This window comes from Photorhabdus aegyptia (assembly GCF_000612035.1).
GTDB classification, from domain to species: Bacteria; Pseudomonadota; Gammaproteobacteria; order Enterobacterales; family Enterobacteriaceae; genus Photorhabdus; species Photorhabdus akhurstii.
Map to the genome: position 1 here is coordinate 16,186 of NZ_JFGV01000007.1, position 16,666 is coordinate 32,851.

A 16,666-nucleotide genomic window follows, 5' to 3' on the forward strand; every position below is an offset into this window, starting at 1 on the left:
AATCAACCTGCCAGCTCCGGCCTTTTTAAAAGGAAAACCACTATGGCAAAGCAGCCTGAAGATTGGCTCAATGATTATCCCGCTGAAGAGGAAGAAGAAGAGATAATTTGGGTCAGTAAAAGCGAAATTAAACGTGATGCCGAAGCATTGAAAAAGCTGGGTACAGAATTGGTTGAACTCAGCAAAAGTGCGCTTGAACGCGTTCCGTTAGATGAGGATCTGCTGGCCGCCATTGAACTTGCACAGAAGATAAAAAGAGAGGGGCGCCGCCGCCAATTACAATTTATTGGCAAACTGCTACGTACCCGGGATGTCGAGCCCATTACCACCGCGCTTGATAAACTAAAAAATCGTCATAATCAGCAAATCACTCTGTTCCATAAACTGGAAGAATTACGCGATAAATTGATTGATGGCAATGACGAGGTTATTGATGAAGTGGTGGCGTTATTCCCACAAACCGATCGCCAGCAATTGCGTACTTTGATCCGCAACGCCAAAAAAGAAAAGGCGGCAAATAAGCCACCTAAATCTTATCGTCAGATTTTCCAGTATCTTAAAGATATGGCTGAATCCGCTTAACGACCTAAAACCTGTAAGGTTCTGATTTCTGTTAGGGGAAAATATTGAAACTCAATTCCCCTTCCAGTTCTTCTTCTGCTTCTTCAAACAAAAGCACTAACGAGGAGAAATCACGTTCTTTCTGCTGCGTAAAATGGATGAAATTGACCTCTACAGGTAACTCAATTCCTCCTGTCACAACATCCCACAAAGCATCCAAATTACTACCAAACTCGTCTCCTAACTCAAATTGTTCAGAAAACTGCTGATAGAACATTTTCAGATCAGGGATACGGTCAAAATCAAACTCCACTTTATGCATAGAATTACTCCATTAAGGTAAAACTTTTGTAATGATCCAACGTCAGATAAATCAGACCATCAGATGAATAAAGCAATCTGTCACTCCCTCTGTGCCCACAACGGTAGTTAACATCTGCTTCAAACCACTGACGTTTCGGTTTCATTGGTAGTCTCTTTTCACGGTTAGTAAATTTGTCGCCACCAATTGCTCTACCCGGCAGAACCTGACATAAATTTCCCTGTTTTGCATTCCAGCCAAGGTCGCGGGCCTGCTTTTTAGTAATGTAAATATCGGGTAATTTATTATTCTGTCGTAAGTAAGCCACTACGTTATTCTGTTCAGTTAGCCCTTCAATCCGTTGTATTGCTGAGGTACCCCCATCTGTTTCTGGAGCCTGCAACAGCGTCTTATCAACACCTTTAGCAAAAGTACCACCAGCCACAGCCAAAACAGTCAGTAACACACCTGCTAGCCAAGTCTTCTTCATGACTATCCTTATAATGATCTATCTCGGAAAAACAGCCAAAAATCAGGCTGTTCCTCCAACGGTCAAGTTGTCCAGTTTCAAAGTAGGCTGACCAACACCAACAGGTACGCTCTGGCCCTCTTTGCCACAAACCCCGACACCTTTATCTAGTTCAAGATCGTTTCCTACCATAGAGATCTGCTGCATCGCCTCAATACCGGAACCGATAAGAGTTGCACCTTTCACTGGTTTGGTAATTTTACCGTTCTCAATCAGATAAGCCTCCGATGTCGAGAACACGAATTTACCGGAAGTGATATCCACTTGACCACCACCAAAATTTGGCGCATATAAACCATTCTTCACACTACCGATGATCTCTTCCGGTGTGGAATGACCCGCCAGCAAATAGGTATTAGTCATACGAGGCATTGGTAGATGGGCATAAGATTCACGGCGACCATTGCCAGTCGGCGCGACCCCCATCAGGCGGGCATTCATTTTATCCTGCATGTAACCTTTCAGAATGCCGTTTTCAATCAATACATTGTATTGTCCAGGAACGCCTTCATCGTCAATTGCCAATGACCCACGGCGACCTTTTATCGTGCCATCATCAACCACAGTACAGAGTTCTGACGCGACCTTCTCACCAATCTGACCAGAAAACACCGAAGTACCACGGCGGTTAAAATCACCTTCCAGCCCATGACCAACAGCTTCATGCAACAATACTCCCGGCCAACCAGCCCCCAGAACAACCGGCATCGTACCAGCAGGTGCGGCAACAGCGGAAAGGTTCACCAGAGCCATGCGAACAGCTTCACGGGCAAATTGCTCTGCACGAATCTGACCACTAACCACTTCCAGAAAATACTCATAACCATAACGGCCACCACCACCGCTGGTGCCATGTTCACGTTTGCCGTTATCTTCCACCAGCACCGTGACAGATAAGCGAATGAGAGGACGAATATCAGCCGCCAAAGTCCCATCAGTTGCCGCAACCAACACCCGTTCATAGATCCCTGTCAGACTGGCATTGACCTCTTGTACTCTCGGATCTTCCGCACGAGCCACCTGATCTACACGCTGCAATAATGCAATCTTTTCTTCACGGGAAAAACTTTGCAGCGGATCAATTGCTGCATAAAGCGGGGAATAGGCCACTTCGCCAAAGGTATGGACTTTACCATTCCCGTTTTCATGGACAATGCTACGGGCAGCCTGTGCGCTTTGTTGCAGTGCATTCAATGTGATCTGGTCTGCATAAGCAAAACCCGTTTTTTCACCACTGATTGCCCTAACGCCAACCCCCTGATCAATATTATAGGAGCCATCCTTAATAATCCGATCTTCCAACACCCAAGATTCATGGTAACTGGACTGAAAATAGAGATCGGCATAATCCAGCCGACGTTCAGTCATTTGACCGAGTACTGAAAACAGATCTTGGTGGCTTAATTTATTTGCAGCCAGTAAGTATTCACTGACAGAAGTTAAACTCATAATTGCTACTCTTTAATTTGCGGTATTTTTTCAATCAAGGAAGTCAACTGAGGCCGGAAGCGGTTATGTTTCACCACTTTCATCTGCTCACGCATAATCTTCAAGCTATCTGCCCTGACATTCAGTTGTAGTGCGCTGACTGCATCGGGGTTTTTCTTAATCACTTTCCCCCAACCATCCACTGCCATTGAGTGACCCCAAGTCTGACGGGTTCCATGTACACCAACCTGAGCCGGCGCTAACAGAATACATTGGTTTTCAATAGCGCGGGCCCGTAGCAGTGGCTCCCAATGGGCTTTTCCTGTCAAACGAGTAAATGCCGCAGGAACAGATATCAATTCAGCGCCTTGCTCACGTAGCGCCTGAAACAACCCAGGGAAGCGCAGATCATAACATATGGTCATCCCGAGACGGCCTACAGGCGTATCTACAACGGTAAGATGTTCTCCTCGTTGGAAAATAGATGATTCGCTATATGATCCATGTTCATCATTAATATTGACATCAAACATATGGATTTTGTCGTAACGAGCGCAAATCTTACCCTGATCATCAAACAACAGGCTACTACTGGTGAGCCGTTCAGGATTTTCACGACTGATAAGCGGCATAGAGCCGATTAATAACCAGACACCATAACGGCGAGCAATTTCACTGACAGCTTGCTGTAAAGGCCCATCTCCCTGTTGCTCAGCATGCTTACGATAGCTATCAGCATTAGCAAACAACAATGCATTTTCCGGGGTCATGACAAACTTGATAGTATCCGGCAACTGCTTAATTTGTTGTTCAATTTGCGCCAAATTATGTTTGATATTCTCACCGCTACATAACTGCAAGAGTGCAACATTGACGTTTCTCATGTTCCTCTATTCTCCTTAAGCTGACGCAGAACTTCATCAATTTTCGGTTGTTCAAGATTACCCGTAATCCGGTAACGAATAACGGATATCTTACTCCATAATGGCCCCAAGACTTTGGTCGCTGCGAATAACGCAGCGCCAGCCATCGGATTGATGACAAAAGCCGTCGCTACCCCTACAGTAGCAGAAATCTCTGGCGTGACGATGGCCTCGATATTGATCTGTTGGCGAACAAGATCGATCTCACCTTTCGTTATCACATCAGCAATCAACCCATCGACCCGTAAGTTTTCAGCCTTGAGTATCCCATTTTTTACTGAAACATCACCACGAATTGAATCAAATTCAAAATCCTGGCTAAAGGTATCGCTGAAATCGAGCTGTAATTTACGTAATAGAGCATCAAAACTGACTAATTTTAGTAATTGGCCAGCACCTCCCCCGCCCAATTTTTCAATAGCGCCTTTGCCTAAGTTGCTTTTAAGATTGCCATTCAACGTTTGGAAATTGGGTTTCCACGGTGTATCCCACCAATTAAAATCAAAACGGAAGGTAAACGGTGAATTTACAATCGGTACGACTATACCAAGGTAAGATGCCATCTCATCAAACTTTTCACCAGAAAATTGCCCCATAATACGCGTATTATTCCCTACAGCATCTTCTTGCCAACGACCTGCCAAATTCAGTTTACTGACACTGTTTTCTACTATTCCATCTCTTAAGACCAGTGAATTACCTTCTGGAATCAGAGAACCAGACACCTTCCCAAGCTTCAATCCCATAATCCAACATTTAGAACAGATGATATCTAATGAAGGCCATTGGTTCAGCGAATAACGCAGAGTTGTACCTGTCTGAGATTGTTTAGGTAAATCGGATTCAGCTTGCTGGGCGCTATATTGCAAAGGATTATAGTAAAGATAGTTCAAATTCATTTGCCAAGGGCCACTCTTACGGATATTAAGTTTACCGTTGATTTCCCGGCTATTAGCAGTGATCTGCATTCCCCAAAACTGCTTTTCCACATCCAACGATAACTGATTCCAACGCTGCCCCCCCACATCCAGTGATGGAAGTGATATATACAGATGCTGTGGCAACATTGACATACCTGCCAATGAAGAACCAGAAGTCAGAGGCGCAATCAGCCCTAACCACTCTTCACCCTCAATTGCCGGAAGATTCAATTCCAATAGGGATTTTTCAGGTAAATCAGGAATATTGTTACTGTTACTTTGTAAAATTCCTCGTGATAGTTGAGTGTTTTTCCCTGCCAAACGCCATTGAGTATTAAATGCATACTGTTTATCTAAAATGCCTTTTACTCGCAACTGCTCCATATCACCATCAGCCAGAATATGAAGAGCACGCAGTTCATCCGCTTTCAAGGCAGATAAATGACTACCCACTTGTGATAAGTCAGCGTCGATTTTCACATCATATTGAGGCTTACTCTGAAACGGCAAATTGATACCGATCTTTCCTTCCCAATCAACAGAGCCAGAAAACACTTTAGCAATCGCCGGTGAAAATCCAGATAATTTTTCAATAGCCCAACGCGCATTCAGACCAACATTGACTCGATAGTTTTTGGGTAAATTCTCGGTAGAAAAATCAACCGTAACAGGCTGCCCAAGCCATTGGGCCGATAATTTTCCGCTTTGTAAATTACCATTATTAAAGCGAAACCGGCCACTCACATTTTTCATTTCGCTATCTAAGGGTTTAATCAACAAATGATTATTTTTTAAAGTCACCTCACCGCGAGCATCCACATTGCCGCCATTGAGTGGAATATCCAAATGCAAATTACCAGCGATCTGACCACCAACCTGCAATGTCTCCAGCGTTTCACCAACAGAATGTGCTAACGGGCTGCGGGTAAAATATTCATGAATATCTTTGCCATCTCCCAAAAGATCAGCGTCGATTAATAATTTCTTGCTGTGATAATTAGGAATAACTGCTGAAAGATTACTCGCTTTCACTTCACCAAGCGCCGTTTGCGGAGCAAGCATCCATAGACCGTTATTCTGGAAATTAAGATCAATATTGAGATCCAACAGTGCCGGCCAGTTTGGTTGGTACTGGAAAGTCGCATGACGCAATGGAGCAAAAACCTGAAACTGCCCATTATTCTTTACAAATGGGAAATCTTTTGGATTGCCTTGAAAAACAAAAGTCGCGTTTTCTATCTGCCCTTTAATAATTGAAGCTGTCAGATAGTCAGTCAGAGGCGTCCCCATCAGAGGTTCTGGAAAATATCTCCAGGCATCACCGGCATCATAAACCCGGACTCCCGCCAGAATACTTAGCGCCGGAGGCTGTTCTTTCGGCTGCTGATATCGAAAATCACCATTAACCCACAATGATTTCGCTTGCAAATCCAGCCTTTGACTCCAAAGTTGTAAACCCCGCTCACCTTGCCACCAGAGTATTTCGCCATGACTTTGGGATATTTCAAACGGCGCCAGGAACATATCCTGATAATCAACGACACTATCCTTCAATGCAAAACTCAGTTTGCCTTGCCGCAAACTGCCATTGAGAGAACCAGAGAAATTATCAATAGCAGGCAATTCCTGCCAACGTTGCCAACTGACATTCTGCCATTGCATGCTGATTCGGGAATCATCTGCCATTTTTGGTGTAATATCGAGGGCAAGATACTTTACTAATCCCTGTGGCTGACGACGCTGCCAATCCTTCACAATATCAGGGGTCAAAAAAGAAAAAGTCGGTAAAATGCTACTTAGCCGTTCAAGTTCAATGTTTTTTGCCCGAATACGCCAATGATCATGACCATCAGCTCTCCTGGCTTCCGGCAGATAGAGCACGGATACTTTTCCTGACGGCCATTGCTGACCATCAGTGATTAAATTTGCCAACTCAGGCGCATCAAACAACCAACCCCCATCTTGGCGGCGCATCCTTAACACCAAATCACTGACAGAAAGGTTGTGAGATTTGTTAGCAACTTTCCAATTAGCTTCTCCCTGACGGAGTTGCAGTTGGCCGCCATCAATTTGACCATCTTTAAGCATAATCCAGCTAGACAAACTGAACTCAGCATCCTTCAACCCAGTATTATCCTGCAACCAATGACTTAACCACGGGTGAATATCAACATTATCTGCCTGCAAATAAATAGTACCGTTATCCAGTACGCCATTAGTGTCATGCAAATCAAATTTAACTTGTATATCCCCATGCTGATTATTGATAGAAGAAAGACTAATTTTCCCTTGAGCACGGTGACGATTATCTTTATTTAGCCAAGTCAATTGTGGTAACAGCAGATTAGCGCGTTCACCAGAGGGAGTAAGGAAAGTAAAACGGCTATCTTGCAGATTAAAATGGTCAAACTGCTCCAGAAACAGATCAGAAAATAGATCCGATTGGGAAAACATATTACCGCGCTGATCATTAAACAGCGGTTGATGGTAATCTACTTGTAACTGATAAAAAGTAAGATCGCGGAAATTCCAACGCATTCTTAACAAAGATAACCAGACATCTAATGCAACCGTGATCTTTTTGGCTTTCACATCTGCATTTGCCGTTTTTACACTGATATCACGTAATTCAAAAACAGGCCCGAAAGATTCCCATTCTCCCGCAATATATCCAGCATCAATAGGTACACCAATAATTGACTCAATTTTAGCGAATAATTGTGGGCGGTAATCATTAATATGTGGCAGTAGAAAACGTAATCCACTGACAAGCAAAGCCACAATGATAATGACTATTGCGGCTGTCGCTAATAATACTCCCGGCAGTCGCCTCACACGCATCTCCTTGGTTACCAATGCTGTTATGACAGCAAAATCAAATGGTTACATCATAACTACGTCAAACTGTTCCTGACTGTAGAGCTGTTCTGTATGAACTTTTACCTGCTTGCCGACAAAAATCTCCACTTCCGCCAGTGCATGAGATTCCTCCCCTTTCAGCGCTTCGGTCACTGCGGGTGAGGCATAAATCAGGAAACGATCTGCGTCAACTGCCCGGTGCACACGCACAATTTCACGCAGAATCTCATAACAGACAGTTTCAACAGATTTTACGGTTCCTCTTCCTTTACAAGTCGGGCAATCGCTGCAAAGTATATGCTCTATGCTTTCACGGGTCCGCTTACGGGTCATTTCCACCAGTCCGAGTTGGGAAAAACCATTAATCGTCGTTTTAACACGATCTTTACTCAACGCGTGTTCAAGAGAAGCTAATACCCGTCGACGATGTTCTTCGCTATTCATATCGATAAAATCGATAATAATAATACCACCCAGATTACGCAGCCTTAATTGCCTGGCAATAGCTTGCGTCGCCTCAATATTGGTATTAAAAATAGTTTCTTCCAAATTGCGATGCCCGACAAATGCGCCGGTATTAATATCAATTGTGGTCATCGCTTCAGTTTGGTCAATAATTAAATAACCACCTGATTTTAATTCAACTTTGCGATCAAGTGCTCGCTGAATTTCATTTTCTACATCAAACAGATCGAAAATAGGCTGATTACCGTTATAAAGTTCCAATCGGGCTGTCATTTTAGGAATATATTCACGAATAAATTCCTGTAACTGAGTAAACGTCAAACGAGAATCCACACGAATACGATCAAGGGCTGCTCCGGCGAAATCACGCAAAATACGATGGGCCAGAGCCAATTCGCCATAAAGTTTATTTTTAGTGATATTGCGCTTTTTACGCTCCATCACCTTACTCCATAGACGTTTCAAGAAAGCCGCATCCTGAGCTAATTCTTCGTCGCCAACGCCCTCGGCTGCCGTCCTAATAATGAAACCACCATGTTCATCACAATAGTCAGCGACAATATTTTTCAGCCGATTACGCTCGCCTTCACTTTCAATACGTTGTGAAACCCCGACATGAGATGCGCCGGGCATAAAGACTAGATAGCGGGAAGGTAAAGTAATATCGGTCGTTAGCCGAGCGCCTTTAGTACCAAGGGGATCTTTCACCACTTGAACCATTAAATCTTGCCCCTGGCGAACCAACTCAGCAATATCTTTGACATGAAAGTTCTTTTGCTCCTCACCGGCAATACATTCCGTGTGAGGCACAATATCTGAGGCATGAAGAAAGGCGGCTTTTTCCAGACCAATATCAACAAAAGCAGCCTGCATCCCTGGCAATACCCGGCTTACACGACCTTTATAAATATTGCCAACAATGCCCCTTTTAGCTTCCCTTTCAATATGGATTTCTTGCAAAATCCCACCATCAATGTAAGCGACACGCGTTTCGGACGGTGTGATGTTGACTAATAACTCGGCTGTCATGTGTTCCCCTTCCCATCAACTAACGCAAAAAACTTTGTGATTAATTCGTGCGTTTCCACCAATGGCAGACCAACAACTGAGTGATAACTCCCATTCAGCGTTTTAACAAAGCAACCCGCTTTTCCCTGAATACCATAAGCACCCGCTTTGTCCATCGGCTCACCGGTTGCTACATAATCCAAAATTTCCTGCGTGGATAATTGGCGAAAGGTTACATCTGTAACGACTATATCACTTAAGGTACGCTGACTATCTGATAAAGCAATAGCTGTAATCACCTGATGACACTGCCCGGAAAGTGCACTAAGCATTTCAACAGCATGTTGTTCACTGCGCGGTTTTTCGAGAATCTTACCATTCAAGACAACAACAGTATCCGCTCCCAATACCAGAAAATCTTCTGGTGCAATAGCAACTCCCGCCAGAGATTTATCTTTTGCTAATCGGCTAACATACTGATGCGGAGTTTCACCCTCTTGCCATTGCTCCTTTACCTGAGGAGAAAGAATTTCAAATTTAAAGTCCAATAATTCAACCAGCTCACGCCGCCTTGGTGAGCCGGAAGCCAGATAAAGGGTTTTCATGATGATATTGTCCTTACTACTACCTATCTCATTAGGCTATTTCATTTACCATTGTGAGGTTATACACACTACTCATATCCTCAAGTTATTTGGAAAGAATGGCCCGCATCAGTAACGCCTGCTGGAATAAGCTCTGTCAGGACATTAAAAACGGCGATCCGACCACTAATGTACATTAAACTGACGACGGATTTTTCGCATTAACAGGAACAACCACGGCCAAAGAATACCATTGACCAAACTGTTCCAGAATACTTCTGGATGAAAAGCAACATTTGATAACAAAAATTCCGCCCAAAAAACACTGAAATCCATCAGTATCGATAAAGCAACGACGACCAACGCCTGCTGCCAAAGCGCCATATTGCGGAATAATTGAAACTTAAATGACACCAAATAACTCACAAGGCTGTAAGACAAAGCATTAACACCCAGTGTCGCCCCCTGAATCAAATCTACGATGATCCCCAATACAAAACCGGTACCAACGCTGACTCTATGAGGTAACGCCATCACCCAATAAATCAACAATAGTGCCGACCAGGTTGGCCGATACATATAAATTTGCTCCGGCCACGGCATAATTTGCAGCACCATTGCAATCAAGAAAGATAACCAAATGATCCAACGCCCATGACTCCGGTATTGATTCATTAACGATTTCCCGAATTTATAAATTTAGCAGACGTTATTGTCGATTCAGCATTTTTCACTCTTTCTGTTGTCTTGGTTGTTTCATCAGAAACAGACGATGGCGCTGGTGGTCCCATTTCATTTGCATGCGGCAATACCTGAGGCATCATTTGCATTAAACGTTCATTAGCTACACGATAAACCTCTGAGGGAGGCAGTGGTTCGGATGGATTATTATCCGCTCCCCACAATAACAGCAAATAACGCAAACGCTGTAATTCTGCCGTTGGCCGGGCATGAATCACCGTATAAGCCCGTTGATTATCGACTTTAACTGACGAAACCACCGCCACCGGATAACCTTCCGGGAAACGGCCGCCTAACCCAGAAGTCACCAGCACATCCCCAACCCGAATATCTGTGTTGCTTGGCAATGACTCAAACTGCAAATCATCAGCACAACCCGTACCGGCAATAATCGCCCTGATATCATTACGTAAGACCTGGATTGGCAAAGCATGGGTCGTATCACAAATCAGTAATACCCGGCTAGTAAACTGACTGACAGCAACCACCTGACCCACAATGCCTTTATCACTGATAACAGGTTGCCCTTCATAAACGCCTTCTCTTGATCCCTTATCGATGACGACCTGATCACTATAAGGATTAGCCCTACCGGAGATCACCTGCGTCACCATCATGTGTTCATCCTGACGTAAAGGCGACCCCAATAGCTCACGCAAGCGGGAATTTTCCTGTTTAAGTTGCCCTAATAACAGCATATCGCTGTTTTTCATCAATAATTCTTGGCGTAAAGCACGATTTTCCAATCGAAGTTGTTCACGGGAGGCAAGGGTTTCTGACACACCATCAAGCACTTGACGCGGGCCATTGGCGAGAAAATAAAATGGACTGACTACCGTATCCATATAATTACGGACTTTACTGAGAGCATCAAGACGGCTGTCTGCCACAACCAAAGCAATGGCAACAATAACAGCAAAGAAAAGTCGTAATTGCAGGGAAGGCCCCCTGCTAAAAATTGGCTTCATAAGCTGCGCTATTCCAAACTGTATGTTTCATAAACAATGGAATTCCCAGACAGCAATAGCAAGGAGGTCTGAGCTACCCGTCATTCCTCCCTCACTTGCAAGTTAACACTCACTCCTCGCTGAAGAGCTCACCGCCATGCATGTCGATCATTTCAAGTGCTTTTCCACCACCACGGGCAACACACGTCAACGGATCTTCCGCAACAATGACAGGAATACCCGTTTCCTCTATCAGTAAACGGTCAAGATTGCGCAATAATGCACCACCACCAGTCAAGATCATGCCCCGTTCTGAAATATCAGAAGCCAATTCTGGCGGACACTGCTCAAGAGCGACCATGACAGCACTGACAATACCGGTTAAAGGCTCTTGCAGAGCTTCAAGAATCTCGTTGGAGTTAAGCGTAAAACCTCGTGGTACACCTTCAGCCAAGTTACGACCACGAACTTCAATCTCCAACATCTCATCGCCTGGATAAGCAGAACCGATCGTGTGCTTAATACGTTCAGCCGTTGCTTCACCAATCAGTGAACCATAATTACGACGAACGTAATTGATAATGGCCTCATCAAAGCGATCACCACCGATACGTACAGAAGAAGAATAAACAACCCCGTTCAAAGAGATAACCGCCACTTCCGTGGTGCCGCCACCAATATCCACAACCATTGAACCCGTAGCTTCAGAAACAGGTAAGCCAGCGCCAATCGCCGCAGCCATCGGTTCTTCAATCAAAAATACTTCACGAGCGCCGGCACTGAGCGCCGATTCACGGATTGCCCGACGCTCAACTTGCGTTGCGCCAACAGGTACACAAACCAAAACTCGCGGGCTTGGACGCATGAAACTGTTGCTATGAACTTGCTTAATAAAGTGTTGTAGCATCTTCTCCGTAACATAAAAATCGGCAATCACCCCATCTTTCATCGGACGAATTGCCGCAATATTACCCGGTGTTCGACCCAGCATTTGCTTTGCTTCCTGCCCAACGGCAGCAACACTTTTCGATGAACCCGCACGATCCTGACGGATTGCGACGACAGAAGGTTCATTCAATACAATACCCTGACCTTTGACGTAAATAAGGGTATTGGCGGTACCCAAGTCAATAGACAAGTCGTTGGAAAACATGCCACGAAATTTTTTAAACATAGCGAAAGGATAATCCTGCAAGCTGGGGACGGAACAAAACCCGTCTACTCTACCAACCACATGAAGCAGCGACAAGGCGCACAAACACCTGCTTCAATAAAAAAGTGGCTACGTTATTCATATCAACAGCGCGATATTCTACGTTACTTCTCCCAAACGGAGCAGAAAAAAACTGCATAAAAATGGGTTAATTTTACCAATTGTTCCATAACGAAATGCAAGAACCACCTAATTTTGCATAATTCAACATTATGGCGCTACTGGATGATGCCATCGGTACCTACTAGCTAAATCCGCTGCTGCTTTTTGACCAATAACTATTCCGGTAAGTTCACATCAAACTTATATCTACAAACCCATACCTCTGCTCACTATTACCAACACGTAACTACAAGTATGTAGTCTGTGTAGTGAACAAATTAATGATGTAATAAACTGTGACTAAAATACAATACTTTCTGCTAAAAAATAATAAAAAACAGAATTTTCTGAAATAGAACACCATATGCAACTAATCTGGAATATGACAATGAGATTACAGATAAAAGTGCGGATAAATTCTGTTTCAGAATTCACCAAAACTTTATTTTTTCTTATATACCTTATGTAAATTACTCATTTTTATCTATCCTTATTTAATGACAAAATTTAATGACAAAATCGATTACAGAGAACGGAACAATAATGAAAGCCCTGCTACTCAAACAACAACAGAACCAATTATCCGCGTCCATAGCAGAAGTTGATGCATCTTATCTTCCCGTAGGAGACGTTACCGTCGATATTCACTGGTCAACGCTGAACTATAAAGACGCATTAGCCATCACAGGTAAAGGGAAAATTATCCGCCAATTCCCAATGATACCGGGTATTGATTTCTCTGGCATTGTACACAGTACCGAAGATCCCCGTTTTCATATCGGTCAACATGTATTATTAACCGGCTGGGGGGTAGGAGAAAATCATTGGGGTGGACTGGCGGAACAAGCCAGAGTTTCAGGCGAATGGTTGACACCTTTACCTACCGGTTTGGATAGCAGGCAAGCCATGATCATTGGTACTGCTGGCTTTACCGCAATGCTGTGCGTTATCGCTCTGGAACAAGGCGGCGTTAAGCCAGAAAGTGGTGATGTTATTGTGACAGGCGCCAGCGGTGGCGTAGGCAGTACGGCGATAGCACTACTCTCACAACTTGGCTATTCCGTTGTTGCCGTTAGCGGTAGACAAGAAAATCATGAATATTTGTTATCTCTAGGGGCAAAAAAGGTTTTACCGCGCCATGAATTTAGCCAACTTCCTCGCCCACTGGAAAAACAACTTTGGGCCGGAGCTATCGACACGGTAGGCGATAATGTACTGGCGACAATACTGGCTCAAACTCACTATAACGGTACCGTTGCCGCCTGTGGCCTCGCCGGTAATGCAAATCTGCCAACAACAGTGATGCCATTTATTTTACGTAACGTACGTCTGCAAGGCGTAGAGTCCGTCACTGTTCCATCAGCCAAACGACCCGCCGTATGGCAACGCCTGCAAAAGCTATTACCTGATTCTTTTTATCAGCAGGCAACTACGGAGATAACACTGGAACAAACCGTGGAATACGCCAATAAATTGATAGCTAATCAGGTTACAGGACGTACATTGGTAAGAGTTCGTTAAGAATTGTGATTAGCCTCTAAAGTACAGTGGTTTTATTCTTGACATTTTTTCTGATAAGACCAGTATTTAGCTGCTAAATGCTACGATATCATTATAATGTCGCGCTTTATCGCCGAAATGAATTTGTGGCTGTTACAAAAAGATGACAAATCGCTAATATCGGATTATGTTGGCGCATTGTTGACAAATTGCCGGAGATACCAGCACAATGACAGGCAAGTTTCACATTTTACTCCTTAATGGCCCTAACCTAAATATGTTAGGAACCCGGGAGCCTGATATTTATGGCAACTTAACGCTTGATGATATCGTCAGCAAATTGTCTGAAGAAGCCTATCAATCAGGGGTTAAATTCAGTCACCTGCAATCCAACGCAGAATTTGAGCTGATAAATAGAATTCATTCTGCACAGGGTAATACTGATTTTATCTTGATTAATCCTGCTGCATTCACGCATACCAGCGTGGCACTGCGTGATGCATTGCTGACAGTGAAGATCCCATTTATTGAGATCCACCTCTCCAATGTTCACGCGCGCGAGCCATTTCGTCATCACTCATATCTTTCAGATCTTGCCGTTGGTGTAATCTGTGGTTTAGGGGTAGATGGCTATAGCTTTGCATTACAGGCAGCGGTAAACCGCTTGTCAAAACTCAACTAAATTAAACAGAAGAGTACGGAATCACACTCATGGATATTCGTAAGATAAAAAAACTGATCGAGCTGGTTGAAGAATCTGGCATTTCTGAACTGGAAATTTCTGAAGGGGAAGAGTCAGTGCGCATCAGCCGCGCATTAGCCCCCCAGAGTTTTCCGGCAGCTCAACAATATATTCCAATAGCAGCGCAACAACCTGCGCTGGCTAGTGCTGTTGCGCCTTCTCAGGCTTTACCAGAAACGATCAGCGACAGATCGGCTGCAATCGACGGTCACATTGTTCGTTCTCCAATGGTAGGTACTTTCTATCGTACTCCTAGCCCGGATGCGAAACCGTTTATCGAAATCGGTCAACGTGTCAATGTGGGTGATACCCTCTGCATCGTTGAAGCCATGAAAATGATGAATCAGATCGAAGCCGACAAAGCAGGTGTGGTTAAAGCGATTCTTGTGGAAAGCGGTCAACCCGTTGAATTTGACGAGCCATTGGTCGTCATCGAATAACGAGGCGTTCCCATGCTTGATAAAATTGTAATTGCTAACCGTGGTGAAATTGCCCTGCGTATCCTGCGAGCTTGTAAAGAGTTGGGGATCAAAACCGTTGCGGTACATTCCTCTGCGGATCGTGACTTAAAACACGTCCTGCTGGCAGACGAAACTATCTGTATAGGCCCGGCAGCTTCTGCAAAAAGCTATCTGAATATCCCGGCGATTATTTCTGCGGCAGAAATCACCGGTGCAGTAGCCATTCACCCTGGCTACGGTTTTCTGTCTGAAAATGCAGATTTTGCTGAACAGGTTGAACGTTCCGGCTTTATTTTTATCGGTCCAAAAGCAGAAACGATCCGCCTAATGGGTGACAAAGTTTCTGCTATCAATGCGATGAAAAAAGCGGGCGTTCCTTGTGTACCTGGCTCTGATGGCCCATTGTCTGATGACACAGAGAAAAACAAAGCTTTCGCTAAGCGCATCGGCTATCCTGTCATCATCAAAGCGTCTGGCGGCGGCGGCGGTCGCGGTATGCGCGTCGTCCGCAGCGATAAAGATCTGGAACAATCAATCAATATGACCCGTGCGGAAGCAAAAGCTGCTTTCAATAACGATATGGTTTACATGGAAAAATTCCTTGAAAATCCACGTCATATTGAGATCCAGGTATTGGCCGACGGTCAAGGTCAGGCAATTTATCTGGCTGAACGTGATTGTTCTATGCAACGCCGTCACCAGAAAGTTGTCGAAGAAGCCCCTGCACCGGGTATCACGCCAGAAATGCGTCGCAGCATTGGTGAACGCTGTGCTAACGCGTGTATCGAAATTGGCTATCGTGGCGCCGGTACTTTTGAATTCCTGTATGAAAACGGCGAATTCTATTTCATTGAGATGAACACCCGTATTCAGGTCGAACATCCAGTGACAGAAATGATTACCGGTGTTGACCTGATTAAAGAGCAATTGCGGATTGCCGCAGGTATGCCACTCTCAATTAAGCAGAAAGATGTTGTCATTCGTGGTCACGCGATCGAGTGTCGTATCAACGCCGAAGATCCGAATACGTTCTTGCCAAGCCCAGGTAAAATTACTCGCTTCCACTCACCAGGTGGATTTGGTGTACGTTGGGAATCGCATATTTATGCTGGCTACACTGTTCCCCCTTACTATGATTCAATGATTGGTAAGCTGATTACTTACGGTGAAAATCGTGACAATGCCATTGCCCGTATGAAAAACGCATTGGCAGAATTGATCATTGACGGCATCAAGACAAATATCGAGCTTCAACAGGCGATAATGAATGATGAAAACTTTCAGAATGGTGGTACTAATATCCATTATCTGGAGAAAAAACTGGGATTACAGGAAACTTAAAACCAGTTTAATATCATCAATATGTTTTAAAGGAGCGTTTA

At 44.2% G+C, this 16,666-nt stretch carries 15 protein-coding genes; 5 read left to right on the forward strand and 10 right to left on the reverse strand.

From position 1 onward, the window contains the following. Window positions 1–42: 42 nt before the first annotated feature. Entirely contained in the window at window positions 43–582 is a 540-nt protein-coding gene (gene yjgA / locus BA1DRAFT_RS03025) for a ribosome biogenesis factor YjgA (protein ID WP_036775995.1), read from the forward strand. Between the two features lie 31 nt (window positions 583–613). Here yjgA and BA1DRAFT_RS03030 read toward each other — a convergent pair whose 3' ends face one another. The 10 genes from BA1DRAFT_RS03030 to mreB form a co-directional block, all read right to left on the reverse strand. Next, window positions 614–883 (reverse strand): barstar family protein, encoded by a 270-nt coding sequence (locus tag BA1DRAFT_RS03030; RefSeq protein ID WP_011148185.1) that lies wholly within the window; start codon window positions 881–883, stop codon window positions 614–616. A 4-nt stretch (window positions 884–887) separates the two neighbouring features. After that, on the reverse strand, window positions 888–1,352 hold the full coding sequence (locus tag BA1DRAFT_RS03035) for a ribonuclease domain-containing protein (protein WP_036775997.1): 465 nt from the start codon (window positions 1,350–1,352) through the stop codon (window positions 888–890). A 42-nt stretch (window positions 1,353–1,394) separates the two neighbouring features. After that, window positions 1,395–2,840, reverse strand: coding sequence for a metalloprotease TldD (gene tldD / locus BA1DRAFT_RS03040; RefSeq protein ID WP_036775998.1), 1,446 nt, complete (start codon window positions 2,838–2,840; stop codon window positions 1,395–1,397). Between the two features lie 5 nt (window positions 2,841–2,845). After that, window positions 2,846–3,703 carry a deaminated glutathione amidase gene (nit1, locus tag BA1DRAFT_RS03045; RefSeq protein WP_036776000.1) on the reverse strand — a complete coding sequence of 286 codons (858 nt, stop codon included), beginning with the start codon at window positions 3,701–3,703 and terminating at the stop codon, window positions 2,846–2,848. After that, window positions 3,700–7,497 carry an AsmA2 domain-containing protein YhdP gene (gene yhdP / locus BA1DRAFT_RS03050; RefSeq protein WP_036776001.1) on the reverse strand — a complete coding sequence of 1,266 codons (3,798 nt, stop codon included), beginning with the start codon at window positions 7,495–7,497 and terminating at the stop codon, window positions 3,700–3,702. The genes nit1 and yhdP overlap by 4 nt, the downstream gene beginning before the upstream one ends. A gap of 48 nt (window positions 7,498–7,545) precedes the next feature. After that, window positions 7,546–9,015, reverse strand: coding sequence for a ribonuclease G (gene rng, locus BA1DRAFT_RS03055; protein WP_036776002.1), 1,470 nt, complete (start codon window positions 9,013–9,015; stop codon window positions 7,546–7,548). Continuing rightward, the gene (locus BA1DRAFT_RS03060; protein WP_036776003.1) at window positions 9,012–9,599 is read right to left on the reverse strand and encodes a Maf family protein; all 588 of its coding nucleotides are present in this window, start codon (window positions 9,597–9,599) and stop codon (window positions 9,012–9,014) included. The genes rng and BA1DRAFT_RS03060 overlap by 4 nt, the downstream gene beginning before the upstream one ends. A gap of 165 nt (window positions 9,600–9,764) precedes the next feature. Next, window positions 9,765–10,253, reverse strand: coding sequence for a rod shape-determining protein MreD (mreD, locus tag BA1DRAFT_RS03065; RefSeq protein ID WP_036776004.1), 489 nt, complete (start codon window positions 10,251–10,253; stop codon window positions 9,765–9,767). Further along, window positions 10,253–11,287, reverse strand: coding sequence for a rod shape-determining protein MreC (mreC, locus tag BA1DRAFT_RS03070; protein ID WP_036776005.1), 1,035 nt, complete (start codon window positions 11,285–11,287; stop codon window positions 10,253–10,255). Before mreC ends, mreD begins: the two co-directional genes overlap by 1 nt. Before the next feature lie 109 nt (window positions 11,288–11,396). After that, a complete protein-coding gene (gene mreB, locus BA1DRAFT_RS03075; RefSeq protein ID WP_011148194.1) occupies window positions 11,397–12,440 on the reverse strand; it encodes a rod shape-determining protein MreB in 1,044 nt (347 codons plus the stop codon). Window positions 12,441–13,124: 684 nt separating this feature from the next. Between mreB and acuI the strand changes: the two genes are divergently transcribed. From acuI to accC, 4 genes are all read left to right on the forward strand, one after another. After that, window positions 13,125–14,102 (forward strand): acrylyl-CoA reductase (NADPH), encoded by a 978-nt coding sequence (gene acuI, locus BA1DRAFT_RS03080; protein ID WP_036776007.1) that lies wholly within the window; start codon window positions 13,125–13,127, stop codon window positions 14,100–14,102. Window positions 14,103–14,310: 208 nt separating this feature from the next. Next, window positions 14,311–14,763: a type II 3-dehydroquinate dehydratase gene (aroQ, locus tag BA1DRAFT_RS03085; RefSeq protein ID WP_036776008.1), complete on the forward strand. Its 453-nt coding sequence runs from the start codon at window positions 14,311–14,313 to the stop codon at window positions 14,761–14,763. A gap of 29 nt (window positions 14,764–14,792) precedes the next feature. Further along, a complete protein-coding gene (gene accB / locus BA1DRAFT_RS03090; RefSeq protein WP_036776009.1) occupies window positions 14,793–15,263 on the forward strand; it encodes an acetyl-CoA carboxylase biotin carboxyl carrier protein in 471 nt (156 codons plus the stop codon). Between the two features lie 12 nt (window positions 15,264–15,275). Next, complete coding sequence (accC, locus tag BA1DRAFT_RS03095; protein WP_011148198.1) at window positions 15,276–16,625, forward strand: acetyl-CoA carboxylase biotin carboxylase subunit; 1,350 nt, start codon at window positions 15,276–15,278, stop codon at window positions 16,623–16,625. Window positions 16,626–16,666 lie beyond the last annotated feature (41 nt).

What these genes read in the sequence shown, in the direction of transcription:
- yjgA (WP_036775995.1), top strand. Translation starts at nt 43, where the DNA reads ATGGCAAAGCAGCCTGAAGATTGGCTCAATGATTATCCCGCTGAAGAG.
- BA1DRAFT_RS03030 (WP_011148185.1), bottom strand. Translation starts at nt 883, where the DNA reads ATGCATAAAGTGGAGTTTGATTTTGACCGTATCCCTGATCTGAAAATG.
- BA1DRAFT_RS03035 (WP_036775997.1), bottom strand. Translation starts at nt 1,352, where the DNA reads ATGAAGAAGACTTGGCTAGCAGGTGTGTTACTGACTGTTTTGGCTGTG.
- tldD (WP_036775998.1), bottom strand. Translation starts at nt 2,840, where the DNA reads ATGAGTTTAACTTCTGTCAGTGAATACTTACTGGCTGCAAATAAATTA.
- nit1 (WP_036776000.1), bottom strand. Translation starts at nt 3,703, where the DNA reads ATGAGAAACGTCAATGTTGCACTCTTGCAGTTATGTAGCGGTGAGAAT.
- rng (WP_036776002.1), bottom strand. Translation starts at nt 9,015, where the DNA reads ATGACAGCCGAGTTATTAGTCAACATCACACCGTCCGAAACGCGTGTC.
- BA1DRAFT_RS03060 (WP_036776003.1), bottom strand. Translation starts at nt 9,599, where the DNA reads ATGAAAACCCTTTATCTGGCTTCCGGCTCACCAAGGCGGCGTGAGCTG.
- mreD (WP_036776004.1), bottom strand. Translation starts at nt 10,253, where the DNA reads ATGAATCAATACCGGAGTCATGGGCGTTGGATCATTTGGTTATCTTTC.
- mreC (WP_036776005.1), bottom strand. Translation starts at nt 11,287, where the DNA reads ATGAAGCCAATTTTTAGCAGGGGGCCTTCCCTGCAATTACGACTTTTC.
- mreB (WP_011148194.1), bottom strand. Translation starts at nt 12,440, where the DNA reads ATGTTTAAAAAATTTCGTGGCATGTTTTCCAACGACTTGTCTATTGAC.
- acuI (WP_036776007.1), top strand. Translation starts at nt 13,125, where the DNA reads ATGAAAGCCCTGCTACTCAAACAACAACAGAACCAATTATCCGCGTCC.
- aroQ (WP_036776008.1), top strand. Translation starts at nt 14,311, where the DNA reads ATGACAGGCAAGTTTCACATTTTACTCCTTAATGGCCCTAACCTAAAT.
- accB (WP_036776009.1), top strand. Translation starts at nt 14,793, where the DNA reads ATGGATATTCGTAAGATAAAAAAACTGATCGAGCTGGTTGAAGAATCT.
- accC (WP_011148198.1), top strand. Translation starts at nt 15,276, where the DNA reads ATGCTTGATAAAATTGTAATTGCTAACCGTGGTGAAATTGCCCTGCGT.